This window comes from Flavobacterium jejuense, from assembly GCF_006491595.2.
GTDB classification, from domain to species: Bacteria; Bacteroidota; Bacteroidia; order Flavobacteriales; family Flavobacteriaceae; genus Flavobacterium; species Flavobacterium jejuense.
On the sequence record NZ_VEVQ02000001.1, the window covers coordinates 395,222 to 416,973 of the forward strand.

A 21,752-nucleotide genomic window follows, 5' to 3' on the forward strand; every position below is an offset into this window, starting at 1 on the left:
ACCTATAAATATTGATTAACACCTTTTTCAATAAAAGAAATCTTTTTTTCTGTAGTTTCTCTTTCAATTGCGTTATTGATTTCTAAATTGTTCTTATTTTGCTCTTTATGATAAATATGATATGCTATTGCAGTTTGTTTTAACCTCTTCCCTTTAATGCCAATATTATGTAAACGCTGAATCATTTCAGAATCATCAATTCCCCAACCCACTAATCCTTCATTAAAACCATTTACTTTAATGAAATCTTGTTTCCAAAAAGACATGTTACAACCTCTCAATTTTCTAGAACGTTCGTCGTGAGTTTTAGCAAATTTCATAAATAAAGGAAAACGAACTGTCCTTGTTCTTTTCTTGATTCCTTCAGCAAAAAAACCAAAGGTGATTGTTTTTTTATTAAAAATTGTTTTTAGGATTTTTTGTTGAATGTTAACTCTTGAACCAAATAGATAGAATCCTTTTTCAGAATAAGTCAAATGATCTTTTATAAAATTTTTATGCATTATAATATCGCCATCAATTTCAATAATATAATCATACTTTGCTTTAGCAATTGCTTTATTCATTATTTTTGGCTTCTGATTGCCATTATCCTCATGCCATACATGAATCAAAGGAATTGGAAATTCAACTTGAAATTTTTTTATGAGTTTGATAGTTTCTTCTTTTGAACCATCATCAGCAATTATAACTTCATTTGGTAAGTAAGTTTGATTTTTAATACTTAAAAGTAAAAGTTCTAAAGCTTCTGGCCAATTGTAAGTTGGAGTTACTAATGTACACTTTGGAAAACTATTCATGCTTAATTTTTGGTAAAAATATTGAATTAATTGGAATTATTAAACACAATATCTACTTTTGATAAAAAAATAGCTTGATAAAAATAGCATCTCCATACCAAGATAAATCATCACAAATTAGTATTTGTATAGAAAAATTTGAACAGCAAGGTAAAATGTTTGTTCAAGGCTCGCGTAATTCTATAAAGCTTTTTGAAATAGATGGACAAATTGTAAATATTAAATCTTTTAAAAAGCCTAATTTAATAAATAAAATTGCTTACAAATATTTCCGTAAATCTAAAGCAAAACGTTCTTTTGAATATGCATCTATTTTAAAAGAAAAAGGAATTGGAACACCTGAACCAATAGCTTTTTACGAAGATTTTGACTTTATAGGTTTAAATCAAAGTTATTATGCGTGTGAACATCTAGAATGCGATTTAACTTATAGAGAATTAGTTGAAACAGACTATCCCGATGCGGAAAATATATTACGTCAGTTTACTCAATTTACTTTTGATATGCATGAAAAGGGAATTGAATTTTTAGATCATTCTCCAGGAAATACATTGATAAAGAAAGAAGCCAATGGAAAGTATTCTTTTTATTTAGTAGATTTGAACAGAATGAAATTTCATGATTTTTTAAGTTTTGAAACTCGAATGAAAAACCTTTCCAAAATAACTCCTAAAGAAGATATGGTTGCTATTATGAGTAATGAATATGCCAAGATTTCTGGTGAAGTTGAAGAAAAAGTATTTGGATTAATGTGGCAATTGACAAAAGATTTTCAACATCGTTTTTACCGTAAAAAAAGGATTAAAAAGAAACTAAAATTCTGGAAAAAGTAGTACTTTCAATTTTTTAAACCTTTGCATGAAAGTTTCGGTAATAATTACAACTTACAATTCTGAAGAATGGCTCAAAAAAGTACTTCTTGGCTACAGTGTCCAAACGGAGGAAAATTTTGAAGTTGTTGTTGCTGATGATGGTTCTACTGAAGCTACTAAAAATATTATTAAAGAATTTCAATCAAAATTTAAATTTCCGATAGTTCATGTTTGGCAAGCTGATGATGGTTTTCAAAAGTGTAAAATTTTAAATAAAGCTATTTTGAAAACAAATTCTGAATATCTAATTTTTACAGATGGAGATTGTATTCCGAGAAAGGATTTTGTTTTCCAACATTTAAAGCATAAAGAAAAAGGTTATTTTCTTTCTGGTGGTTATTTCAAATTACCAATGACTACTTCACATTTAATTTCAATGGATGAGATTATTAATCAAAAAACATTTTTAACTAATTGGTTAATTAAAAACGGAGTAAAAAAATCATTTAAATTATCAAAATTGACACAAAATAGATGGTTTGCAGCATTCATGAATTGGCTAACACCTACAAAAAAGACATTTAATGGTCATAATACATCTTGTTTTAAAGAAGATTTAATAGCTATAAATGGGTTTAATGAAGAAATGCAATATGGTGGTTTAGATAGAGAATTAGGGGAAAGATTGTTTAATTACGGAATTTTAGGTAAGCAAATTCGCTATAGTGCTATTTGTTTGCATTTAGACCATAAAAGAGGTTATGCAACAACTGAAACTTGGCAAAAAAATTATGCTATTAGGACTTATAATAAAAAGCATAACATAATTAAAATTAAAAAAGGGTTAAGTCAATATCTTTAAGATTGTATTATATCAAAAAAAGAAGCTAATTTTTCTTTAATTACATCAATAGGATATTCTTCAAAGTATTTGAACGTATGCTCTTTAATAAATTTTTCATCGTGCTCTTTATAAATTTCAGGTTTTAAGTCTTTCAAATGAATTGAAATATTTCTCTCATCTTCAAAAATTTGCCAAGTTTCCTTATCTACACTAGGAGAAAACAATGAAAATGTAGGAACAAACAAAGCTTTAGCCATATTTACTGAACCACCCTCATTACCAATTAAGGCATTGCATTGAGATAATAATCCTAAAAAAGAGCGTAAGTCATTGGCATATAAATCAAAATAAATACGTTTTTGCGTATTTGGTTGACATAAATTATAAATTTTTTGAGCATCTTCTTTTTGTTTTGGAATGTAATTGAATAATAAATTAGCATTAGTTGTAGCAACAGTATAATCTAGTAATTCAGCCATTTTTTCAAAAGGATAAGTTTTGTACCATTCACTTCCTAAAATACCAATCATAAAGGTTGGTTTGTCTTTTTGTAATGGAAATGATGCTAATAATTGTTTAGCGTCATTAATCTCACTTACTGTAAGGAAAATCTTAGGTTTATAGTCAGTAATTTCTTCAGAAATTAGCGGTTTTAAAAGTCTCAAACGATTAATTATGGCTAGACCTATATCAGACTGTGTTCCGTTATTTAAACGTTCAATATTGTAGTTGTAAAACAAACGAGAATACCCTTTTTTATAGGATATTTTATACTTAGATCCAGAAAAAAATGTAATTAAATTAGTCTCTAATTTACTGTAAGCATCAATTATAATATCATATTTTTTATTTCTAATGCTGAAAATAAACCTAAATAAAGAAAAGTAATTTTTTCTTACTTTTTCTTCTAGAACAATGATATTAGCTATGTTTGGATTGTTTTCCAAAACTGCTACACAATTTGCATAACACATGTAGTCAATTTCAGCATTCGGATAAGCTTTTTTTAGGTTATTCGATAAAATAGTTGAAGTTAAAACATCACCAATTCTTTTTTGCTGTATAATTAGAATTTTCATTTCTTATATTTTGTGCTAAAATACACAACTAAGCAAGATTTTGAAACTGTGAGAACAAAATAATTTAGTTACTTTTGCAAAAAATCATTTCAATATGGCAATTAGCGGTTTGGTTATCACTTTTAATGAAGAAAAAAACATTGGAAAATGTATTGATGCACTTTTTGAGGTGTGTGATGAAGTAATTGTTGTTGATTCTTTAAGTTCTGATAACACTGTTAAAATAGCTGAAGAGAAAGGAGCGAAGGTTATTTTACAAAATTTTTTAGGTGATGGGCCACAACGTTCACATGGACTTCCTTATTGTAAAAATGATTGGATTTTAAATCTTGATGCGGATGAGTTTTTAGACAATGATGCTAAAGATTTTGTTTTAAAGCAAAAGTATTTAGAAGGTAATTATGATGCATTTTCTTTTCGTGTTAAAAATTTCTTGGCTGATGAATTAATTGATTTCTCTGGTTGGTATCCAGATAGTAAAGTTCGTTTTTTTAATCAAAAGACAGCTAAACCATCAGAAGATAAAGTACATCAAAAGATAGTAACGACTAATGAAAAAAAAGTAGCCGTTCATATTTTACATTACGGATGGAGTTCTTTTGAGCAAATTTTAGCTAAAAAAAATCAATATTCTACTTGGCATGCACAACAACTCTTCGATCAAGGAAAACGAATTAATGCTTTAAAACCCATTTTAAATGGAACTGTTTCTTTTGTTCGTTGTTATTTCTTCAAAAAAGGAATCATTAATGGTATAGATGGATTGACCATTGCAATGATTCAAGCTTTTTTTTCTTACATGAAATATGCTAAATTACTAAAGTTACAACAAGAAGTAAAGAATTAGTGAACAGTTAATTTATTGTTAATGATACGTTCGTTAAAAGATTGAACATAGGCTTTTATAAATCGTTCCATTTTATCTTTTATTTCCTTATTGGTTTCTAATTCATTTTTTTTGAGAAGTTCATCTTCTTTAAAATTATATAAACCTATTGCTTTTTTACCGTCAAATGCCATGTAATAATCACCTTCTAAATAATGGTAAATATTATCTAAATAATAGACTACAAAATCTTTTTCAGATTGATAAGGTTTACCAAACGATATCATCTTGGTATTAATATTTAAATATTTTAAAATAGAAGGCATTATATCTATTTGTTGAGTATTTCTATAACTTATTCCACCAAAAGTAGGTTCTCCTGGATTAAAAAATAAGATAGGAATTCTAAATTTCCCTACATTAGTTTTAAATTTTTCTGCTGTGGGTTCTGCTGAAGTATGATCCGCTGTAATAACAAAAAGAGTATTTTTATACCATTCTTGTTGTTGAGCTGAATCAAAGAATTTTCTTAGTGCAAAATCTGAGTAGGCTATACTTTCTTGTATTTTTGAGTTTCCTTTTGGAAATTTTCCTTTATATTTTTCAGGAATGGTATAAGGATTATGTGAAGAAATACTAAAAATTGAAGTAAAAAAAGGTTGTTTGAATTCAGTCATTTTATGGCAATAATATTGAAAGAATTCTTCGTCAAAAATTCCCCAATTTCCATCAAAAGCTTCTGGACCAACATATTCATTTTTGCCATAATAAGCATCAAAACCAGCAACTTTACAATATTGATCAAAATTTTGACTACCATTAAAGGCTCCATGAAAAAAAGCAGTGTAGTATCCGTTGTCTTTTAAAATTTTAGGTAAACCATAAATTTCGTTTATAGAATAACTTGAAGTGATTAACGAGTTATTCATTAAACTGGGAATACTTGATAAAGTAGATGGAACAGCGTCGATAGATAACTTACCATTAGCAAAACCATTTTCAAAGAATAATGATTTTGTAAGTAAGGAATCTAAGAAAGGAGTTTGTCCTATTTGTAAATTCTCTCTTCCAAAACTTTCTAAAATAAGTATTACAACATTTTTATTCAGTTTTTCTTCTTTTGGATTTAATGTTAGAACAGGATTAAATATAGCATTCAATTCTTCATCAGAATAAAATTTTGGAGATTCAAGAGTCTCTTTTTTACCAATAGTTTTTAAGATGCAAAAAGGAGTATTTAATACTAAAGCAGAGTGACTAATAGAACCATAGTTCACAGCATCAACTACTTTTAGAGGTTTTTGTTGAAACCCACCACGACCTAGTAAGAATACAATGCCTAATAAAAATATAAAAAGACCAATTTGTTTTAAATTTGTAATTGAATTAGTTTTTTCATCAGAAAAGATCAGTCTTATGTTTGGTATGGTCTTCCAAAAAACAAAAGCTAATATCAATGCAATTATTGGTAAATACCAAAATTCAGCTAAAAATACAAAAATTAAACCACCAATTTCATTTTCCATTCCTGTAGCAGTTATCATTCCAAAAGAACTTCTTCTTCCAGTGAATTTATAATATTCAAAATCAACAAAATTGGTTAAAATAAATATTAAATTGACTACAAAAAAAGCTATTTTTAACCCTTTTTGATAACCGGATTTATATTTAAACTTTCCAGGAATAAAATGTAAAATAGCAAAAAGAATATTGATGTATGCTATAGCTGATAAATCAAAGTGTAATCCTCCTAAAAAAGCTTTAAGCGTTACTCCATCAAAGGCACTTTTATTGAAAAATAAGAACAAAAGTCTACACAGTTGATAAATAATGACAATAAGTAAAAAGCGTTTAAAAAAAAGGAATATACTTTGAAAGTAATTTTTCATTTGTAAAATATTTCAGCAAATTTATAAAATGAAAAAATATTTACAATTAATTAAGTATTTATTTACATAAAGTTTTCAATAAATAATCCAAGCTTATAAAACTTGGATTATTAGAATTTATATTATTTTACAATGAATTACACAGCTACATTATATTCGCGTAAAGCATCATTTAACGATGTTTTTAAATCGGTTGAAGGCTTTCTTTTTCCAATAATTATGGCACAAGGAACTTGATAGTCACCAGCTGGGAATTTCTTTGTATAACTTCCAGGAATTACAACTGATCGTGCAGGAACAATTCCTTTATATTCAATAGGTTCTGTACCTGTAACATCAATTATTTTTGTAGAACCAGTTAGTACCACATTTGCACCTAAAACAGCTTCTTTTTCTACACGAACACCTTCGACTACTATACAACGAGATCCTATAAAAGCTCCATCTTCAATAATTACTGGAGCGGCTTGCAATGGTTCTAAAACACCACCTATTCCTACACCACCAGATAAATGTACATTTTTACCAATTTGAGCGCAACTTCCTACTGTTGCCCAAGTATCAACCATAGTTCCTTCATCTACATAAGCACCTATATTTACATAACTTGGCATTAAAATAACACCTTTAGAAATATATGCTCCATGACGAGCTACAGCATTGGGAACAACCCGAATTCCTTTTTCAGCATACCCTCTTTTTAAAGGCATTTTATCATGATATTCAAAAATACCAGCTTCTAAAGTTTCCATTTTTTGAATAGGAAAATACATAATCACTGCTTTTTTTACCCATTCGTTCACTTTCCAGCCACTATCAATTGGCTCTGCAACTCTTAATTGACCAGAATCTAATAATTCAATAACTTCTCTAATGGCTTTTTGTGTGTTTTCATCTTGTAATAAAGCTCTATTTTCCCAAGCTTGTTCTATTGTTGATTGTAATTGTGTCATTTCTTTTTATGAATTTAGCACAAAGATAATTCGATTTTTTTTAAATCATAACTTGTTTTTAGTTACATATTTTTAGTTTGTCTATATAAATGTGAGTTTTAATTGTTTAAATAATATAATTGAAATAATAGATTGATTTTATTTATTAAATTCTAAATAGACTTTTTTATAAAATGAAAACTGATTTTTATCAGGTTTTAAAAGAGGATGATTAAATAGTTTTGCAACATAATAAAACAAGATGGATTTAGAAATAAATAATAAGTCAAATAATAAAATGGATATAATAGATAAAGAAGTTGCTTGGGATAAAACACAAGTAATTATGAGTAAAACAAATTCAAGAGGAATAATTGAGTATGCTAATGAAGTTTTTGTTGATGTATGTGGTTATGAAGACTATGAATTAATGGGGCAACCTCACAATATTATCAGACATCCAGATATGCCAAAAGTAATTTTTAAAGTGTTATGGGAAAAATTAAAGAATAGTGAAAACTTTCATGCAATAGTAAAAAACTTAGCAAAATCAGGAAGATATTATTGGGTAATAACTGATTTTGAAATTTCAAAAAATAAAGAAGGGGAAATTGTTAATTATTTTGCAAGAAGAAGAGCTGTACCTCAAGAAGTAATTACAAATCATATAGAACCGTTGTATAAAAAATTACTTCAAATAGAAGGAGCAAGTGGAATTGAGTATAGTGAAAAGTATTTAAATGGATTTTTAGAAGAAAAGAATAAAACTTATGTGCAATATATTTTGGAGCTAATTTACAACCAAGAAAAATTAGACAATGAAAATAATAAAGTTGAGGAAGAAAAAGGTTTTTTTAGCAGATTTTTTAGTAGATAAAAATTATTATTAATTTAATATTTTAAGCTCGTATTTTTATGGATTTATTATAATTTTCTGTTTGTTCTTTGTTTATCTTTGTACTACATTTTAGGTATAAGTTTAGAGTATATAAAGAAGTAAAAGAATGGAAAATCCAGATGTGGTTCTAATAGGAGCTGGAATAATGAGTGCAACTTTAGGGATTTTATTAAAAGAATTAAATCCTGATTGTAAAATTGAAATTTTTGAACGTTTATCAGAAGCAGCCTCGGAAAGTAGTGATGCTTGGAATAATGCAGGAACAGGTCATGCTGCCTTTTGTGAATTGAATTATACACCTGAAAAGGAAGATGGTTCAATTGATATATCAAAAGCATTAAAGATTTCTGAAGCTTATGAGGTTTCAAGGCAGTTTTGGAGTTATTTGATTCAAAAAGGGGTTTTGAAAAATCCAGAAGATTTTATTCATTCCATACCTCATATAAGTTTTGTTTGGGGTAAAGAAAATGTTGAATTTCTACGAAAAAGACACGAAGCATTAACCCAGAAATGTTTATTTAAAAGGATGCTTTTTAGCTCAGATGAAGCTGTTTTGAAGGAATGGATGCCATTAGTCATGCATAATAGAGATGAAAATGAACTTCATGCAGCTACATATATGCCAATTGGTACCGATGTGAATTTTGGTACATTAACAAGAGCTTTATTCGACTATTTAAAAGACCAAGAAGGAGTGACTTTATATTTTCAAACAGAAGTTGAAAAGTTGAAGAAACAAAAAGAAGGAGACTGGAAAATAAAAGTTAGAGATTTAAAAACAAAAAAATCTAGAAAAACCAAAACACCATTTGTTTTTATTGGTGCTGGAGGTGGTTCTTTACCATTATTAGAGAAGGCTGATATTGAAGAAGGTGATGGATATGGTGGATTCCCAATTAGTGGTCAATGGTTGCGCTGTATGAATCCGGAAATAATAAAACAACATAAAGCTAAAGTTTACGGGAAAGCTGCTGTTGGTTCTCCACCAATGTCAGTTCCGCATATTGATACGCGTGTTATAGATGGAAAACAAGAATTACTTTTCGGACCTTATGCAGGTTTTACCACTAAATTCTTAAAAAATGGTTCTTATCTTGATTTAATAAAATCTATTCAAACGGATAATATTCGTCCCATGCTTTCTGCTGGAATTCATAATATTCCTTTGACTAAATATTTGATTGAGCAAGTGATGCAATCGCAAGAAGATAGAATGCATGCCCTTAGAAATTATTTTCCAGATGCAAAAGCAGAAGATTGGGTTTTAGAGACTGCAGGAAAACGAGTACAAGTGATTAAAAAAGATAAAAACGGAAAAGGTGTTTTAGAGTTTGGTACTGAAGTCGTAAACGATGATGATGGTTCATTAGCGGTCTTGTTAGGAGCTTCTCCAGGAGCATCAACATCAGTTTCTATTATGATAGAAGTGATTAGTAGATGTTTTGCCTCTAAATACAATTCTGATGAATGGCAAACTAAATTTAAAGAAATGATTCCTGCTTTTGGTCAACATCTAAATGATAATGAAGAGTTGTGTACTCAAATTAGAGAAATGACTAGTAAAACATTGAAATTGGTGAATTAAAAAGAGTATACAGATTAATTTGTATTATTTGTGTTTTTCGTATAATTGTTTTAAAATATTAGAGGAATGACTATAAAAGATGAATTAAATGCTGAGGAAGGTTCTTTCTTACTAGAATTAAGGACTGATCTTAACTGGAACCATAGTTCATTCATCAATCTTTTGACCGAATTAAATAATGAGTGTAAACGAACAAATGGTATTCCGAATTTATCGAGAGAAATTGCTTCTGGAATTTGGTACATATCAGATTTTATAAAAAGTTGGACTGAACATAAAAACTTTCCGAAAATATATACTCATGAATATTATGAGAAATCATATGAACTAATAAGTGATTTGGCTAATACATACTTTATGTCTGAATCACCTTATGAATCGGAATCTGAAATTGAAAATAGAATTGTGGAATTAAAAAAGAGTATTTAACAACGATTTGTATGAAAAAGCTAAATTAGTTGCTAATAAAAATGGAACTTTCTATATATAAAAACAAATACGATAAATAATAATCAACTGATATTAACAAAGTTTCTTGTCTTTTTAAGATTAAAGTCAGGGTGAAGATTAAATCTACAAAAGATTTAATATGCATTAATTTGTGAAATTCGTTTTTTTATTGTTTGAAAAGAGAGATGACCCTTGTTAAATCTTTGTGTTTAATAAGGGTTTCTTTCCGTATCTTTGTTTCATAAAACAAAACTATGCCTAGAATACTTTCCATCGATTATGGTTTAAAACGAACAGGAATTGCAGTTACCGATGAAATGCAAATTATTGCTTCGGGTTTGACCACAATTGCTTCTGATACTTTAGTTGTTTTCTTAAAAGAGTATTTTTCGAAAGAAAAAGTAGAAAAAGTAATCATTGGTGAACCAAAACAAATGGATGGAACTCCTTCCGAAAGTGCTCTTATCATTGAAAAATTCATAAAAGTGTTCCAAAAAGAATTTCCTGAAATGAAATTGGATAGAGTAGATGAGCGATTTACTTCAAAAATGGCTTTTCAAACAATGATTGATAGTGGTTTGAAGAAAAACCAACGTAAAAATAAAGCTTTAATAGATGAAATTGCTGCAACCATTATGCTTCAAGATTATTTGCAATATAAAAGATAATAGTAAAAATGAAAGACCAATTAGATACTAAAGACCAATTAATATTAGAAATTTTGCAAAATGATTCTACTATTTCAGTAAAAGATATTGGGGAAAAAATCGGACTTTCGTTTACACCTACATACGAACGTATAAAAAATTTAGAACGCAACGGTGTCATAAAAAAGTACGTCGCTTTGGTGGACCGATTCAAAATTGGTGTTGAAATTGTTGTCTATTGTAATGTTACACTGAAAGAGCAATCCAAAGAAGCTTTAGACGAATTTGAAAAAATAATTACACCGATTCCACAAGTTTTAGATGTTATTAGTTTATCTGGAAATTACGATTACATGCTTAAAATTGTGGCTCACGACATTAGAACTTACAATGAGTTTGTAGTGGATGTCATTTCAAATATTCCAAACATAGGACAATACCATAGTAGTATTGTAATGAATGAATGTAAAAAAGAAACGGCTTATCCTTTGAAGGTGAAGTAGGTTATTAATTTAGTCGATGTTTGAAGGAAATATAATATATAATACGCAAAAGACTCCTAAATGAGAATATATTCAGCAATACAAATCGGAGATTATCATCAAAATAATTGTGAAGACCATTTGTATATTGGAGAATATGGGAAAAATAAAATTCTTTGTGCAGTAATGGATGGTTGCACAACTGCATTGGAAAGTCATTTCGTTTCAACTTTAGTTGGAAAAATTCTAAAGAAAATTTGCATTGAAAAAGGTTATAAAGAATTTATTGAACAAAATGATTTACAGCTCAATATTGAAGAAAATTTAAAATCAATTCTCAAGAATTTATTAAATGAGCTCAAAATTGTGAAAAATTTATTAATGCTTGACTCCAAAGAATTATTGACAACTTTAATCATAATGTTGTACGACAAAAATAATAAACAAGGAATAATTTTAGCAATTGGAGATGGGTTTGTAAATATTAATGGTAAAATAACTGAATTTGAGCAAGACAACAAACCCGATTATTTAGGTTTTCATTTATCTGAGGATTTTGAAACATTTTATAATTCTCAAAAGCAGAAAATCGAATTTAACAAAATAATAGATTTGAGTATTTCGACTGACGGAATATTTACTTTTGAGAAATTAATACCAAATAAATCCAAAGAAGAGATTAATGTAATTGATTTTTTAACAAATGAAAAAACGAATAGTGAGAAAGAGGAAATGCTTAATCTAAAACTAAAGATATTAGAAAATGAATTTGGATTAAAGCCTACTGATGATTTTTCTATAATCAGAATAATGCAATAAAAATTGAGATTAGAATTAAACTAGTAAGTGATAGTCAAGAATTAATCTTAATTTGTAGTATATATCACCTTTGTCAAAGTTCAAAACTTTGACAAAGGTATTAGATAAATAGTATAGTAATAAATGAATTTAAAAAGGAAACAGCTTATACTTTTAATTAGTGAATTGTTTTAACTTTTTTATTAATTTTAATACCCTTAAAATATGGAAATAAGTAGTTTTGCTAAATATCCTAAACTGAATAAATTTTTTATCATAAGAACAATATTAATTATTGTTTTTATTATTCTTTCTGGTTATTTTAAATATACTATTTCACAAACATTAGATGAGATAGAAAACCTCAAAATTGAAAATTTTAAACTAAATATTAAAAATGAAATCAAATCCAAGATTGCATATGATATGAATATAACAAGTTTAAAAAATAAAATTGATTAATATATTGATTTCATTTTTAATATTTAGTTTACTTTTAATTATTAAAGAAAAAACAATTGAAGGAAATAATAGACTTGATGAAATTGAAAAATAATCAATTTTAAAGCTCAAACCTACTCTTCACTTCCTTAAAATTTTCCACAATCAAATCATTACAAAGGTTACCTATACTTCCTTCGTGTGAATGTTGTACGTTATAGTTAGGTTCAAAGGCATTGTTTTCAATAGCTAAGCCAATATTTTTGTAGGCATCTCTAAATACAATTCCTTCTAATACTTGTTGGTTTACATTTTCGACACTAAACATATATTTGTATTTTTCGTCTTTTACAATTTCTGGTTTTATTTGAATGTGTGCCAACATGAATTCGAGCATTTCCAAACATTCTTTTAAAGAAGTTATTGCTGGAAAGAGAATTTCTTTGGTTAATTGCACATCTCTATGATAACCAGAAGGTAAATTATTGGTTACCAAAATCAATTCATTGGAAATTGCTTGAATTCTGTTGCACTTGGCTCTCATTATTTCAAAAACATCTGGATTTTTTTTATGAGGCATAATACTACTTCCAGTCGTTAACGAATCAGGAAAGGAAATAAAACCAAAATTCTGATTCAAATACAAACACATATCAAAAGCAAATTTGCTCAATGTTCCAGCCATTGTTGCCAAAGCCATTCCAAACACTTTTTCCGATTTCCCTCTAGTCATTTGTGCATATACTGAATTTACATTTAAGGTTTTAAAACCTAATAATTCAGTGGTTAAAGTCCTATTCAACGGAAAAGAAGTACCATAACCAGCTCCAGAACCTAATGGGTTTTTATTCACCACATTATAAGAAGCTAAAAACATTTCTAAATCGTCAATTAAACTTTCTGCATACGCTCCAAACCAAAGTCCGAAAGAAGAAGGCATTGCAATTTGTAAGTGTGTGTATCCTGGTAAAAGGATGTCTCTATGTTGATTACTTAATGCTATTAAAGTATTGAAAAGCGTTTCTGTAAGAGAAACAATTGCTGAAATTTCGGCTTTGAAATATAATTTTAAATCGGTTAAAACTTGGTCATTTCTAGAGCGTCCGCTGTGAATTTTTTTACCAATGTCTCCAATCCTTTGAATTAATAAATGTTCTACTTGAGAATGGACATCTTCAATTCCTGCTTCAATTTTGAAATTATCATTTTCAATTTCAGTAGCTATGTTTTTCAACTCTTTTTGGATAGCCAACCATTCTTCTTTAGTTAATAAATCTATAGAATGAAGCATTTCGCAATGAGCCAAAGAACCTTGCACATCATATTTAGCTAATTTATAATCAAAAATAACATCGTTACCAACTGTAAATTTTTCTACAATTGACGCATGTTCTTGATTGGAGCTTTCTTTTTTTTGCCAAATTTTAGTAGCCATGGTTACAATATTTGAGTTAAAATTGAAATATGAATTTGGATGGCTTCCTTAATTTCATCTAAATAAATAAATTCATCACTACTATGGGAACGAGTCGATAAACCTGGACCCATTTTTAAAGAAGGACAAGGAAGTACAGCTTGATCTGATGAGGTTGGTGAACCATAATAAGTTCTTCCTATTGCTAAACCCGCTTTTACATAAGGATGATCCATTGGAATAGAAGAGGAGTTCAATCGTAAAGAACGAGCCGTTACTTTTGAATTCACGTTTTCTTGAATTAAATTATAAACTTCCTCGTTAGAATACAATTCATTGGTACGAACATCAACTGTAAAGGAACACGAATTTGGAACCACATTATGTTGGGAACCACTGTTTATAATAGTTGGAGTCATTTTTACTTCCCCTAGAATTGGAGAAACTTTATCGAATTGATATTGGGTAAACCAATGAATGTCTTTTACAGCATTTAAAATAGCATTGTCATCATTTGGATGTGCAGCGTGAGAAGAAGTTCCAGAAGCTTCACAATCTAAAACCAATAATCCTTTTTCGGCTATAGCCAAATTCATTTCGGTTGGTTCTCCTACAATCGCAAAATCAATTTTTCCTAATTCTTTATAAATTGATTCCACACCATTTACACCAGAAATTTCCTCTTCTGCAGTTGCTGTCATGATGATGTTATAATTCAGATTTTCTTTTTCGTAGAAGTATAAGAATGCACATATAAGACTTACTAAAGGACCTCCAGCATCATTACTTCCTAAACCGTATAGTTTTCCGTCTTTCTCAATTGGTTCAAAAGGATCTAAAGTATAACCTGTATTTGGTTTTACTGTGTCGTGATGTGAATTTAAAAGTATAGTTGGTTTTGAAGCATCATAATATTTATTGTAAGCCCAAATATTATTCATACTGCGGTTTGTTGGGATTTCATGAGATTTAAAAAAATCTTCTATTATAGTTGCTGTTTTGTCCTCACTTTTACTAAAGGAAGGTGTAATTATTAATTTTTTTAATAGAGAAAGTGCCTTTTCATATAATTGCGTAATAGTATTATTTGATAATTCTTGTGTATTCATGATTTGTGTTGTTTAAAAAGCCTAAAATATTTGTGGCTTTTAAGATTCCTATTTCATTTACTCCGTTTTGTAAGGCATTGAAACAATTATCCAGTTTTGGTAACATTCCTTTCGAAATAATTCCATCCTTTCTTAATTGTTCAAATTGTTGATGATTCAAAGTTGTAATTACTGAATCATCATTACTGGGTTCAGATAACACTCCTTTTTTTTCAAAACAATAGAGTAAAGACACTTCATATTTTGAAGCTAAACTAATTGCTAGAGCATTAGCAATTGAATCAGCATTTGTGTTTAATAATTGACCGTTTCCATCATGTGTTATTGCATTTATAACAGGTGTTAAGCTAAAATTTATCAGATTTTCAATAAAATCTATATTTACACTAGTTGCATTCAAATCACCAACAAAACCATAATCGATTGTTGGATGAATTCGTTTTGTGGTTTGTATCAAATTGGCATCAGCACCAGAAAGTCCGATGCTATTTTTTTTGTTTTTTTGTAACAAAGCCACAATATTTTTATTAATGTAACCCGCATAAACCATCGTTGCAATTTTAATGGTTTCTGCATCTGTTATTCTTCGTCCATCTATTAATTGTTGTGGAATGTTTAATTTTTCGGCTAAATCAGTGGCTAACTTTCCTCCACCATGCACCAGAATAAAAGGAGTAGAAATAGTGGCAACAGCTTCTAAAAATTGTACTAACTCAAACTGATTGTCGATACTGTTGCCACCTATTTTTATGATTAATAGCTTTTGGTTATTCATTATTTTCTAAAATTTTTTGTAGAACGATTTGTGCTGCAAAGGTTCTGTTATAAGCCTGTTGGTAAACTAATGAATTTTCGCTGTCAATCACTTCATCACTAATTTCAACATTTCTTCTAACTGGTAAACAGTGCATTATTTTGGCATTATTACTTGCTTTTAACTTCTCATTGGTTAATAACCAATCTTCTTCAACAGGAATCATTTTTCCATATTCCTTGAAAGAAGACCAATTTTTAACATATACAAAATCCGCATTTTCTATCGCTTTTTGCTGATTATATTCAATGGTTGCATCTTGTGTAAACTTAGTATCTAACTCATATCCTTCTGGATGTGTTATCACAAATTCGTAATCACTTGCATTCATCCATTGAGCAAAGGAATTCCCAACAGCTTGCGGAATTGGTTTTATATGTGGTGCCCAAGTCAACACAACTTTTGGCTTTTTATTCTTTGGCAAGTTTTCCTCAATAGTAATACAATCTGCCAAACTTTGTAGTGGATGTAATGTAGCAGACTCTAAAGAAACTACAGGAACTTTAGCATGTTTTTCAAATAATTGATATATTTTTTCGGAAACATCATCTTCTTTATTGGTTAAACCAGCAAAACAGCGAATTCCTATGACATCACAATATTGACTCAGCACGTTTGCTGCATCTTTTACATGTTCAACCGTATTCCCATTCATAATTGCACCATCTTCATATTCCCATGTCCATGCTTCTTGAGCAGCATTTAATAGAATAGTATATAACCCTAAATTATGTGCTGCTTTTTGCGTACTTAATCTTGTACGTAAACTTGAGTTTAGAAATACTAAACCGATTGTTTTTCCTTTGCCAAGGTGACTATTTTGTTGAGGTGCTTTTTTTAATGCAATTGCCTCTTTTATAGTTGTATGTAAATCTGTTATATCGTTAACAGAGAAGAATCTTTTCATCTCTTTATCGTCTTATTTATTAATTTAATTTAGCACTAATCACTAATCACTAATCACTAATCACTAATTATGTCAGTATTGTTTTTTTACTTTGGTTTACTTCCTCTTTTTTCGCATTTAATCTTGAAACTGTTTTAAAAGCACTAATGAAAATATCTAATTCCTTTTTTCCAATATTCAAAGCTGGTAAAATTCGTAAAGTGTTAGGACAAGAAGCATTTCCAGTTAAAATTCTAAAATCTTTCAATAACTGATTTCTGAAAGGAGCACAAGGTGTTTTTAATTCAATACCAAACATTAATCCTTGGTATCTTATTTCCTTAATGCTTTCATAATCTTTCAATTGTTCGTAAAGATAATCGCCCATTTCTTTAGCATTTTGCATTAATTTTTCAGATTCGATGACTTCTAAAACCGCTTTTGAAGCCGCACAAGCTAAATAGTTTCCACCAAATGTGGTTCCTAGTAAACCATGTCTTGCTTCAATTTTTGGAGAAATAATAACTCCACCAACTGGAAATCCATTTCCCATTCCTTTTGCTACTGTAATGATATCTGCTTGCACATTGGCATGTTGGTGCGCAAAGAATTTACCCGTTCTTCCATAACCCGATTGAATTTCGTCAGCAATAAATAAGACTTCATAACGATCACATAATACTCTTATTTTTTGTAAAAAAGCAGTTGTCGGAATTTGGACACCACCAACACCTTGAATACCTTCAATAATAACGGCAGCAATATCATTATTTTTAAATGCATTATCTAATGCTTCAATATCATTAAAAGGCAAGAAAATAAAGTTGTCACTTTCATTAATAGGAGCAATTATTTTTTTATTATCGGTTGCTGCCACTGCTGCTGCAGTTCTTCCGTGAAACGCTTTTGTGAAGCAAATTACTTTTTTTCTATTAGTATGAAAAGAAGCCAGTTTCAAGGCATTTTCATTGGCTTCAGCTCCAGAATTACACATGAAAAATTCGTAAGTATCATAACCACTAGCTTTACCTAATAATTTGGCAACTTCTTCCTGAATAGGAATACGAACTGAATTGGAATAAAAACCTATGTTGTGTAACTGTCTAGTTAACATTTTTACATAAGTAGGATGACTATGACCAATAGAAATCACAGCATGACCACCATATAAATCTAGGTATTTTTCGTTTTTATCACTCCATAAATAGCTGCCTTCAGCTTCTATGAAGTTTAAATCGAATAACGGATATACATCAAATAATTTCATACGTAGAATATTAATTGTTTTTTAAAATGCAGAAGCTTTTAATTTTAGACCTAATGTAGGTTCCCAACCTAACATTAAATTCATATTTTGAATGGCTTGACCTGAAGCTCCTTTTACCAAATTGTCTATAATAGAATGAACAACAACCTGTTCATCTTGTTTTTCTATATGTATCAAGCACTTATTTGTGTTGACTACCTGTTTTAAATCGATTGTATTTCTAGAAACAAAAACAAAAGGATTGCCTTTGTAAAAGGTTTCATAAATGGCATAAATAGATTCTAACGATAAATAGGTTTCCAATGTAGAACTGGTAAAAATTCCTCTTGTAAAATCGCCTCTCCAAGGAACAAATTCCAACTTAACTTTGTTTTTATTTAATTTTTCCAATGTTTGACAGATTTCAGGAACATGTTGGTGATTCAAAGTTTTATAAGCTGAAATATTATTAGTTCTCCAACTAAAATGCGATGTTGGTTGCAATTGTTGACCAGCTCCTGTTGCTCCCGTAATTCCAGTGGTATATACTTTGTTTAATAGTTTTTCTTTTGCCAACGGAAGCAAAGCCAACTGAATTGCGGTTGCAAAACAACCAGGATTAGCAACATATTTTGCCTTTTTTATTGCTTCTTCACAGGTTTCGGATAATCCATATATAAATTCACCTTGAGTGAAATTGCCATCTAATCTGAAATCGTTTCCTAAATCAATTATTTTTATTGGGTTGGAAATCGAATTATTTTCAATCCAACTTTTACTTTCTTTATGTGGTAAACACAGAAATAATAGGTCTACATTGTTAGCATATTCATTGGTAAACTCTAAATTGGTTTCTCCAAATAAATCTGAATGAACTTCATAAACTGGTTTGTTTGCGTTACTTCTACTTAAAGCGAATGTAAGTTCCACATTTGGATGATTCAACAACAAACGAATCAATTCACCACCTGTATAACCTGCTGCGCCAATAATTCCAACTTTTGTTTTAGTTTGCATCTACTTCAGTTTGATTAGCATTTACTTTGTGATAAATCGAAAGCGAATTACTAATGATTTTTGAATATCCTTTTACATCTTCACCTGACCAGCCTAAGTTCATTTCTCCATAACTACCAAATTTCGCATGCATCAAATCATTATCAGATTCAATTCCGTTAAGGATAAAACGATAGGGAAGTAGCGTAATAAATACTTTTCCATTTACTTTAGCTTGTGTGCTTTCAAAGAAAACTTCTATATCTCTCATTGCTGGATCTAAAAACAACCCTTCGTGTAACCAACTTCCATACCAATCTGCTAATTGGGATTTAAGATTTAATTGGAATTTAGAAAGGGTATGTTTTTCTAATAAATGATGTGCTTTTAATATTAAAATAGCAGCAGCTGCTTCAAACCCAACTCTTCCTTTAATGCCAACAATAGTATCACCTACGTGAATGTCTCTACCTATTGCATAAGGAGTTGCAATACTTTCGAGATATTGAATGGCTTTTACAGGATTTGAAAACGTTTTGTTATTAATACCTACTATTTCTCCCTTTTTAAAGTGAAGTGTTAGTTCGGTAGAAGTAGCTGCTGTACTATCTAATTGTGAAGGAAAGGCAATTTCTGGTAAATACCCATGAGAGGTTAAGGTTTCTTTACCGCCTACAGATGTTCCCCAAAGACCTTTATTGATTGAATATTGTGCTTTTTCAAAGTTAATTTCGAATCCGTTTTCTGCTAAAAATTGAATCTCAGCTTCTCTGGATAATTTTAAATCTCTTATTGGAGTTATAATTTCAACATTTGGACAAAGGATATTAAAAATGACATCAAAACGAACTTGGTCATTTCCTGCACCTGTGCTTCCGTGAGCTACTGAGTCTGCATTTATAGTTGCTGCATATTCAGCAATAGATTTTGCTTGAATGGTTCTTTCTGCACTAACTGATAAAGGATAGGTGTTGTTTTTTAAAACATTGCCATAGATTAAATATTTCACACAAGTATTGTAATATGTTTCTGTTGCATCTATGCAAGTATAAGAATAGACGCCTAATTCGTAAGCACGCTTTTCAATTGCAGTTATTTCATCTTCTGAAAACCCACCAGTGTTAATGGTTACAGCATAAACTTCGTATTCTAATTTTTTAGATAAATAGACCGCACAGAAAGAAGTATCTAAACCACCACTATACGCTAAAACTATTTTTTTTTTCATTTCAATTATTTAAATAATATTAAAAAAGGGTTTACTTTTTTTTTTGAATTGTAAGGATATGATTTTAAGTAATGAATGTTTTTTTTTCATTCTACTCAATCTTTCTTTAGCTAAAATTTTTTGTTCAATTTTTATCTTTTTATCTTTTTCTTTTTCAATTGGATCCCAAATCATAGCTGTGCACATACAATTTTTCCGGTCTTTACTTAAAAGAATCTCAAAATTGATACAAGAAGTACATCCTTTCCAAAAATCTTCATCTTGAGTAAGTTCTGAATAGGTTACAGGTTCGTATCCTAAATCGCTATTAATCTTCATTACAGCTAATCCAGTGGTTAACCCAAAAATTTTAGAATTAGGATATTTATTTCGAGATAATTTAAAAATGGCTTGTTTAATTCTTTTAGCTAAGCCAAATTCCCGATATTCTGGAGACACTATTAAACCTGAATTGGCTACAAATTTTTCATGACTCCATACTTCAATGTAACAAAAACCAGCCCAATTACCAGATTCTGTCAAAGCAATGATTGCATTACCTTGAGTCATTTTTTTTTGTAAATATTCAGGTGAACGCTTAGCAATACCAGTACCTCTCACTTTTGCAGAGGCTTCCATTTCGTTGCAAATAGCTTCTGCATGATGTAAATGTTTTTCAGAAGCTTGTTCAATTGTAAATGTCATAATAAAAATAAATAATAAGTTGCAAATATAGATTTATTATTTGTTTAATTACAATATTGAAGATAAATAATATTTAAAAAATATAAAATTAGATATTTTATCTATTTAAATTGATTTTAAAAATAAAATATCTTTTTATAGTTTAAAAAATGTGAAGGAACATATAATTTAATTGTTTAATTTTGCACTTTATTAAAAAAAATCAAAATAGAATGATTTTATCAATATATGGATACGGTGAACCCGTTTTAAGAAAAGTTGCAACAGATATTACTCCAGATTATCCTAATTTAAAAGAGACTATTGCTAATATGTATGAAACTATGTATCATGCTTATGGGTTAGGTTTAGCAGCTCCTCAAGTAGGATTACCTATTCGTTTGTTTATTTTGGATACTGAGCCATTAGCAGATAGTGATGAAGTTTCTAAAGAAGAAGCAGAACAATTAAAAACTTTTAAAAAAGCTTTTATTAATGCAAAGATTTTAAAAGAAGAAGGAGATATTTGGGGATTTAATGAAGGTTGTTTGAGTATTCCAGATGTTAGGGAAGATGTTTTTCGTCATGAAACAATTACTATAGAGTATTATGATGAAGACTTTAATAAAAAAACAGAAGTGTATTCAGGGTTAATTGCGAGGGTAATTCAACATGAATACGACCATATAGAAGGAATTTTGTTTACTGATCATTTATCAGCTTTGAAAAAGAAATTAATTGGTAAAAAATTAAGTAACATTTTAGAAGGAAAAGCAAAACCAGATTATAAAATGAAATTTGCTAAAGTAAAAGGTAAATAATTTAATTCGTAATTTGTCGTTATAGATAGTAATTGGATTTTTTTTACTTTAAACTTTCGACTTTGAACATTAAAATATATATTTGCCACCTT

General features: G+C 29.2%; 23 protein-coding genes. 11 read left to right on the forward strand and 12 right to left on the reverse strand.

All coding sequences use genetic code 11. The features are described from left to right. Positions 1–2: 2 nt before the first annotated feature. Complete coding sequence (locus tag FIA58_RS01850) at positions 3–800, reverse strand: glycosyltransferase family 2 protein (RefSeq protein ID WP_140959434.1); 798 nt, start codon at positions 798–800, stop codon at positions 3–5. Positions 801–874: 74 nt separating this feature from the next. Here FIA58_RS01850 and FIA58_RS01855 point away from each other — a divergent pair, with 74 nt between their 5' ends. Continuing rightward, positions 875–1,633, forward strand: a complete 759-nt coding sequence (locus FIA58_RS01855) for a lipopolysaccharide kinase InaA family protein (RefSeq protein ID WP_243754623.1) — start codon at positions 875–877, stop codon at positions 1,631–1,633. Positions 1,634–1,658: 25 nt separating this feature from the next. Beyond that, positions 1,659–2,474, forward strand: coding sequence for a glycosyltransferase family 2 protein (locus tag FIA58_RS01860; protein WP_140959436.1), 816 nt, complete (start codon positions 1,659–1,661; stop codon positions 2,472–2,474). Here the strand turns inward: FIA58_RS01860 and FIA58_RS01865 are convergent. After that, positions 2,471–3,535 (reverse strand): glycosyltransferase family 9 protein, encoded by a 1,065-nt coding sequence (locus FIA58_RS01865; protein WP_140959438.1) that lies wholly within the window; start codon positions 3,533–3,535, stop codon positions 2,471–2,473. The two genes, FIA58_RS01860 and FIA58_RS01865, sit on opposite strands and share 4 nt — an antisense overlap. A gap of 94 nt (positions 3,536–3,629) precedes the next feature. Between FIA58_RS01865 and FIA58_RS01870 the strand changes: the two genes are divergently transcribed. After that, positions 3,630–4,382: a glycosyltransferase family 2 protein gene (locus tag FIA58_RS01870; protein WP_140959440.1), complete on the forward strand. Its 753-nt coding sequence runs from the start codon at positions 3,630–3,632 to the stop codon at positions 4,380–4,382. On the opposite strand, the gene FIA58_RS01875 is transcribed toward FIA58_RS01870, so the two are convergent. Then, positions 4,379–6,169, reverse strand: a complete 1,791-nt coding sequence (locus FIA58_RS01875; RefSeq protein WP_243754624.1) for an LTA synthase family protein — start codon at positions 6,167–6,169, stop codon at positions 4,379–4,381. The genes FIA58_RS01870 and FIA58_RS01875 overlap by 4 nt on opposite strands. 218 nt (positions 6,170–6,387) lie before the next feature. Beyond that, a complete protein-coding gene (locus FIA58_RS01880; protein WP_140959444.1) occupies positions 6,388–7,203 on the reverse strand; it encodes a 2,3,4,5-tetrahydropyridine-2,6-dicarboxylate N-succinyltransferase in 816 nt (271 codons plus the stop codon). Between the two features lie 241 nt (positions 7,204–7,444). On the opposite strand from FIA58_RS01880, the gene FIA58_RS01885 reads away from it, so the two are divergent. The 7 genes from FIA58_RS01885 (at position 7,445) to FIA58_RS01915 (ending at position 12,504) form a co-directional block, all read left to right on the forward strand. Beyond that, positions 7,445–8,059 (forward strand): PAS domain-containing protein, encoded by a 615-nt coding sequence (locus FIA58_RS01885; RefSeq protein WP_140959446.1) that lies wholly within the window; start codon positions 7,445–7,447, stop codon positions 8,057–8,059. A 127-nt stretch (positions 8,060–8,186) separates the two neighbouring features. Further along, the gene (locus tag FIA58_RS01890; protein WP_140959448.1) at positions 8,187–9,665 is read left to right on the forward strand and encodes a malate:quinone oxidoreductase; all 1,479 of its coding nucleotides are present in this window, start codon (positions 8,187–8,189) and stop codon (positions 9,663–9,665) included. Between the two features lie 66 nt (positions 9,666–9,731). Then, complete coding sequence (locus FIA58_RS01895; protein WP_140959450.1) at positions 9,732–10,094, forward strand: hypothetical protein; 363 nt, start codon at positions 9,732–9,734, stop codon at positions 10,092–10,094. Between the two features lie 275 nt (positions 10,095–10,369). Continuing rightward, a complete protein-coding gene (gene ruvX / locus FIA58_RS01900; RefSeq protein ID WP_140959452.1) occupies positions 10,370–10,783 on the forward strand; it encodes a Holliday junction resolvase RuvX in 414 nt (137 codons plus the stop codon). 8 nt (positions 10,784–10,791) lie between these two features. Further along, complete coding sequence (locus FIA58_RS01905; protein ID WP_140959454.1) at positions 10,792–11,265, forward strand: Lrp/AsnC family transcriptional regulator; 474 nt, start codon at positions 10,792–10,794, stop codon at positions 11,263–11,265. Positions 11,266–11,325: 60 nt separating this feature from the next. After that, the gene (locus tag FIA58_RS01910; RefSeq protein WP_140959456.1) at positions 11,326–12,063 is read left to right on the forward strand and encodes a protein phosphatase 2C domain-containing protein; all 738 of its coding nucleotides are present in this window, start codon (positions 11,326–11,328) and stop codon (positions 12,061–12,063) included. Between the two features lie 204 nt (positions 12,064–12,267). Continuing rightward, a complete protein-coding gene (locus tag FIA58_RS01915; RefSeq protein ID WP_140959458.1) occupies positions 12,268–12,504 on the forward strand; it encodes a hypothetical protein in 237 nt (78 codons plus the stop codon). Positions 12,505–12,604: 100 nt separating this feature from the next. Here the strand turns inward: FIA58_RS01915 and argH are convergent, their stop codons facing one another. From argH to FIA58_RS01955, 8 genes are all read right to left on the reverse strand, one after another. Then, a complete protein-coding gene (gene argH, locus FIA58_RS01920) occupies positions 12,605–13,918 on the reverse strand; it encodes an argininosuccinate lyase (protein WP_140959460.1) in 1,314 nt (437 codons plus the stop codon). A gap of 2 nt (positions 13,919–13,920) precedes the next feature. Further along, positions 13,921–15,006 (reverse strand): M20 family metallo-hydrolase, encoded by a 1,086-nt coding sequence (locus FIA58_RS01925; protein ID WP_140959462.1) that lies wholly within the window; start codon positions 15,004–15,006, stop codon positions 13,921–13,923. Beyond that, on the reverse strand, positions 14,981–15,781 hold the full coding sequence (gene argB, locus FIA58_RS01930; RefSeq protein ID WP_140959464.1) for an acetylglutamate kinase: 801 nt from the start codon (positions 15,779–15,781) through the stop codon (positions 14,981–14,983). The genes FIA58_RS01925 and argB overlap by 26 nt, the downstream gene beginning before the upstream one ends. Continuing rightward, entirely contained in the window at positions 15,774–16,727 is a 954-nt protein-coding gene (locus tag FIA58_RS01935; RefSeq protein ID WP_140959467.1) for a Rossmann-fold NAD(P)-binding domain-containing protein, read from the reverse strand. Before FIA58_RS01935 ends, argB begins: the two co-directional genes overlap by 8 nt. 67 nt (positions 16,728–16,794) lie before the next feature. Then, positions 16,795–17,973 carry an aspartate aminotransferase family protein gene (locus FIA58_RS01940; protein WP_140959470.1) on the reverse strand — a complete coding sequence of 393 codons (1,179 nt, stop codon included), beginning with the start codon at positions 17,971–17,973 and terminating at the stop codon, positions 16,795–16,797. A gap of 21 nt (positions 17,974–17,994) precedes the next feature. After that, on the reverse strand, positions 17,995–18,969 hold the full coding sequence (argC, locus tag FIA58_RS01945) for an N-acetyl-gamma-glutamyl-phosphate reductase (protein WP_140959472.1): 975 nt from the start codon (positions 18,967–18,969) through the stop codon (positions 17,995–17,997). After that, positions 18,959–20,176, reverse strand: coding sequence for an argininosuccinate synthase (locus tag FIA58_RS01950; RefSeq protein ID WP_140959474.1), 1,218 nt, complete (start codon positions 20,174–20,176; stop codon positions 18,959–18,961). Before FIA58_RS01950 ends, argC begins: the two co-directional genes overlap by 11 nt. Before the next feature lie 9 nt (positions 20,177–20,185). Then, complete coding sequence (locus FIA58_RS01955) at positions 20,186–20,860, reverse strand: GNAT family N-acetyltransferase (RefSeq protein WP_140959476.1); 675 nt, start codon at positions 20,858–20,860, stop codon at positions 20,186–20,188. Between the two features lie 212 nt (positions 20,861–21,072). Between FIA58_RS01955 and def the strand changes: the two genes are divergently transcribed. Further along, complete coding sequence (gene def / locus FIA58_RS01960) at positions 21,073–21,660, forward strand: peptide deformylase (RefSeq protein ID WP_140959478.1); 588 nt, start codon at positions 21,073–21,075, stop codon at positions 21,658–21,660. The last annotated feature ends 92 nt before the right edge of the window (positions 21,661–21,752 follow it).

What these genes read in the sequence shown, in the direction of transcription:
- FIA58_RS01850 (WP_140959434.1), bottom strand. Translation starts at nt 800, where the DNA reads ATGAATAGTTTTCCAAAGTGTACATTAGTAACTCCAACTTACAATTGG.
- FIA58_RS01860 (WP_140959436.1), top strand. Translation starts at nt 1,659, where the DNA reads ATGAAAGTTTCGGTAATAATTACAACTTACAATTCTGAAGAATGGCTC.
- FIA58_RS01865 (WP_140959438.1), bottom strand. Translation starts at nt 3,535, where the DNA reads ATGAAAATTCTAATTATACAGCAAAAAAGAATTGGTGATGTTTTAACT.
- FIA58_RS01870 (WP_140959440.1), top strand. Translation starts at nt 3,630, where the DNA reads ATGGCAATTAGCGGTTTGGTTATCACTTTTAATGAAGAAAAAAACATT.
- FIA58_RS01880 (WP_140959444.1), bottom strand. Translation starts at nt 7,203, where the DNA reads ATGACACAATTACAATCAACAATAGAACAAGCTTGGGAAAATAGAGCT.
- FIA58_RS01885 (WP_140959446.1), top strand. Translation starts at nt 7,445, where the DNA reads ATGGATTTAGAAATAAATAATAAGTCAAATAATAAAATGGATATAATA.
- FIA58_RS01890 (WP_140959448.1), top strand. Translation starts at nt 8,187, where the DNA reads ATGGAAAATCCAGATGTGGTTCTAATAGGAGCTGGAATAATGAGTGCA.
- FIA58_RS01895 (WP_140959450.1), top strand. Translation starts at nt 9,732, where the DNA reads ATGACTATAAAAGATGAATTAAATGCTGAGGAAGGTTCTTTCTTACTA.
- ruvX (WP_140959452.1), top strand. Translation starts at nt 10,370, where the DNA reads ATGCCTAGAATACTTTCCATCGATTATGGTTTAAAACGAACAGGAATT.
- FIA58_RS01905 (WP_140959454.1), top strand. Translation starts at nt 10,792, where the DNA reads ATGAAAGACCAATTAGATACTAAAGACCAATTAATATTAGAAATTTTG.
- FIA58_RS01910 (WP_140959456.1), top strand. Translation starts at nt 11,326, where the DNA reads ATGAGAATATATTCAGCAATACAAATCGGAGATTATCATCAAAATAAT.
- FIA58_RS01915 (WP_140959458.1), top strand. Translation starts at nt 12,268, where the DNA reads ATGGAAATAAGTAGTTTTGCTAAATATCCTAAACTGAATAAATTTTTT.
- argH (WP_140959460.1), bottom strand. Translation starts at nt 13,918, where the DNA reads ATGGCTACTAAAATTTGGCAAAAAAAAGAAAGCTCCAATCAAGAACAT.
- FIA58_RS01925 (WP_140959462.1), bottom strand. Translation starts at nt 15,006, where the DNA reads ATGAATACACAAGAATTATCAAATAATACTATTACGCAATTATATGAA.
- argB (WP_140959464.1), bottom strand. Translation starts at nt 15,781, where the DNA reads ATGAATAACCAAAAGCTATTAATCATAAAAATAGGTGGCAACAGTATC.
- FIA58_RS01935 (WP_140959467.1), bottom strand. Translation starts at nt 16,727, where the DNA reads ATGAAAAGATTCTTCTCTGTTAACGATATAACAGATTTACATACAACT.
- FIA58_RS01940 (WP_140959470.1), bottom strand. Translation starts at nt 17,973, where the DNA reads ATGAAATTATTTGATGTATATCCGTTATTCGATTTAAACTTCATAGAA.
- argC (WP_140959472.1), bottom strand. Translation starts at nt 18,969, where the DNA reads ATGCAAACTAAAACAAAAGTTGGAATTATTGGCGCAGCAGGTTATACA.
- FIA58_RS01950 (WP_140959474.1), bottom strand. Translation starts at nt 20,176, where the DNA reads ATGAAAAAAAAAATAGTTTTAGCGTATAGTGGTGGTTTAGATACTTCT.
- FIA58_RS01955 (WP_140959476.1), bottom strand. Translation starts at nt 20,860, where the DNA reads ATGACATTTACAATTGAACAAGCTTCTGAAAAACATTTACATCATGCA.
- def (WP_140959478.1), top strand. Translation starts at nt 21,073, where the DNA reads ATGATTTTATCAATATATGGATACGGTGAACCCGTTTTAAGAAAAGTT.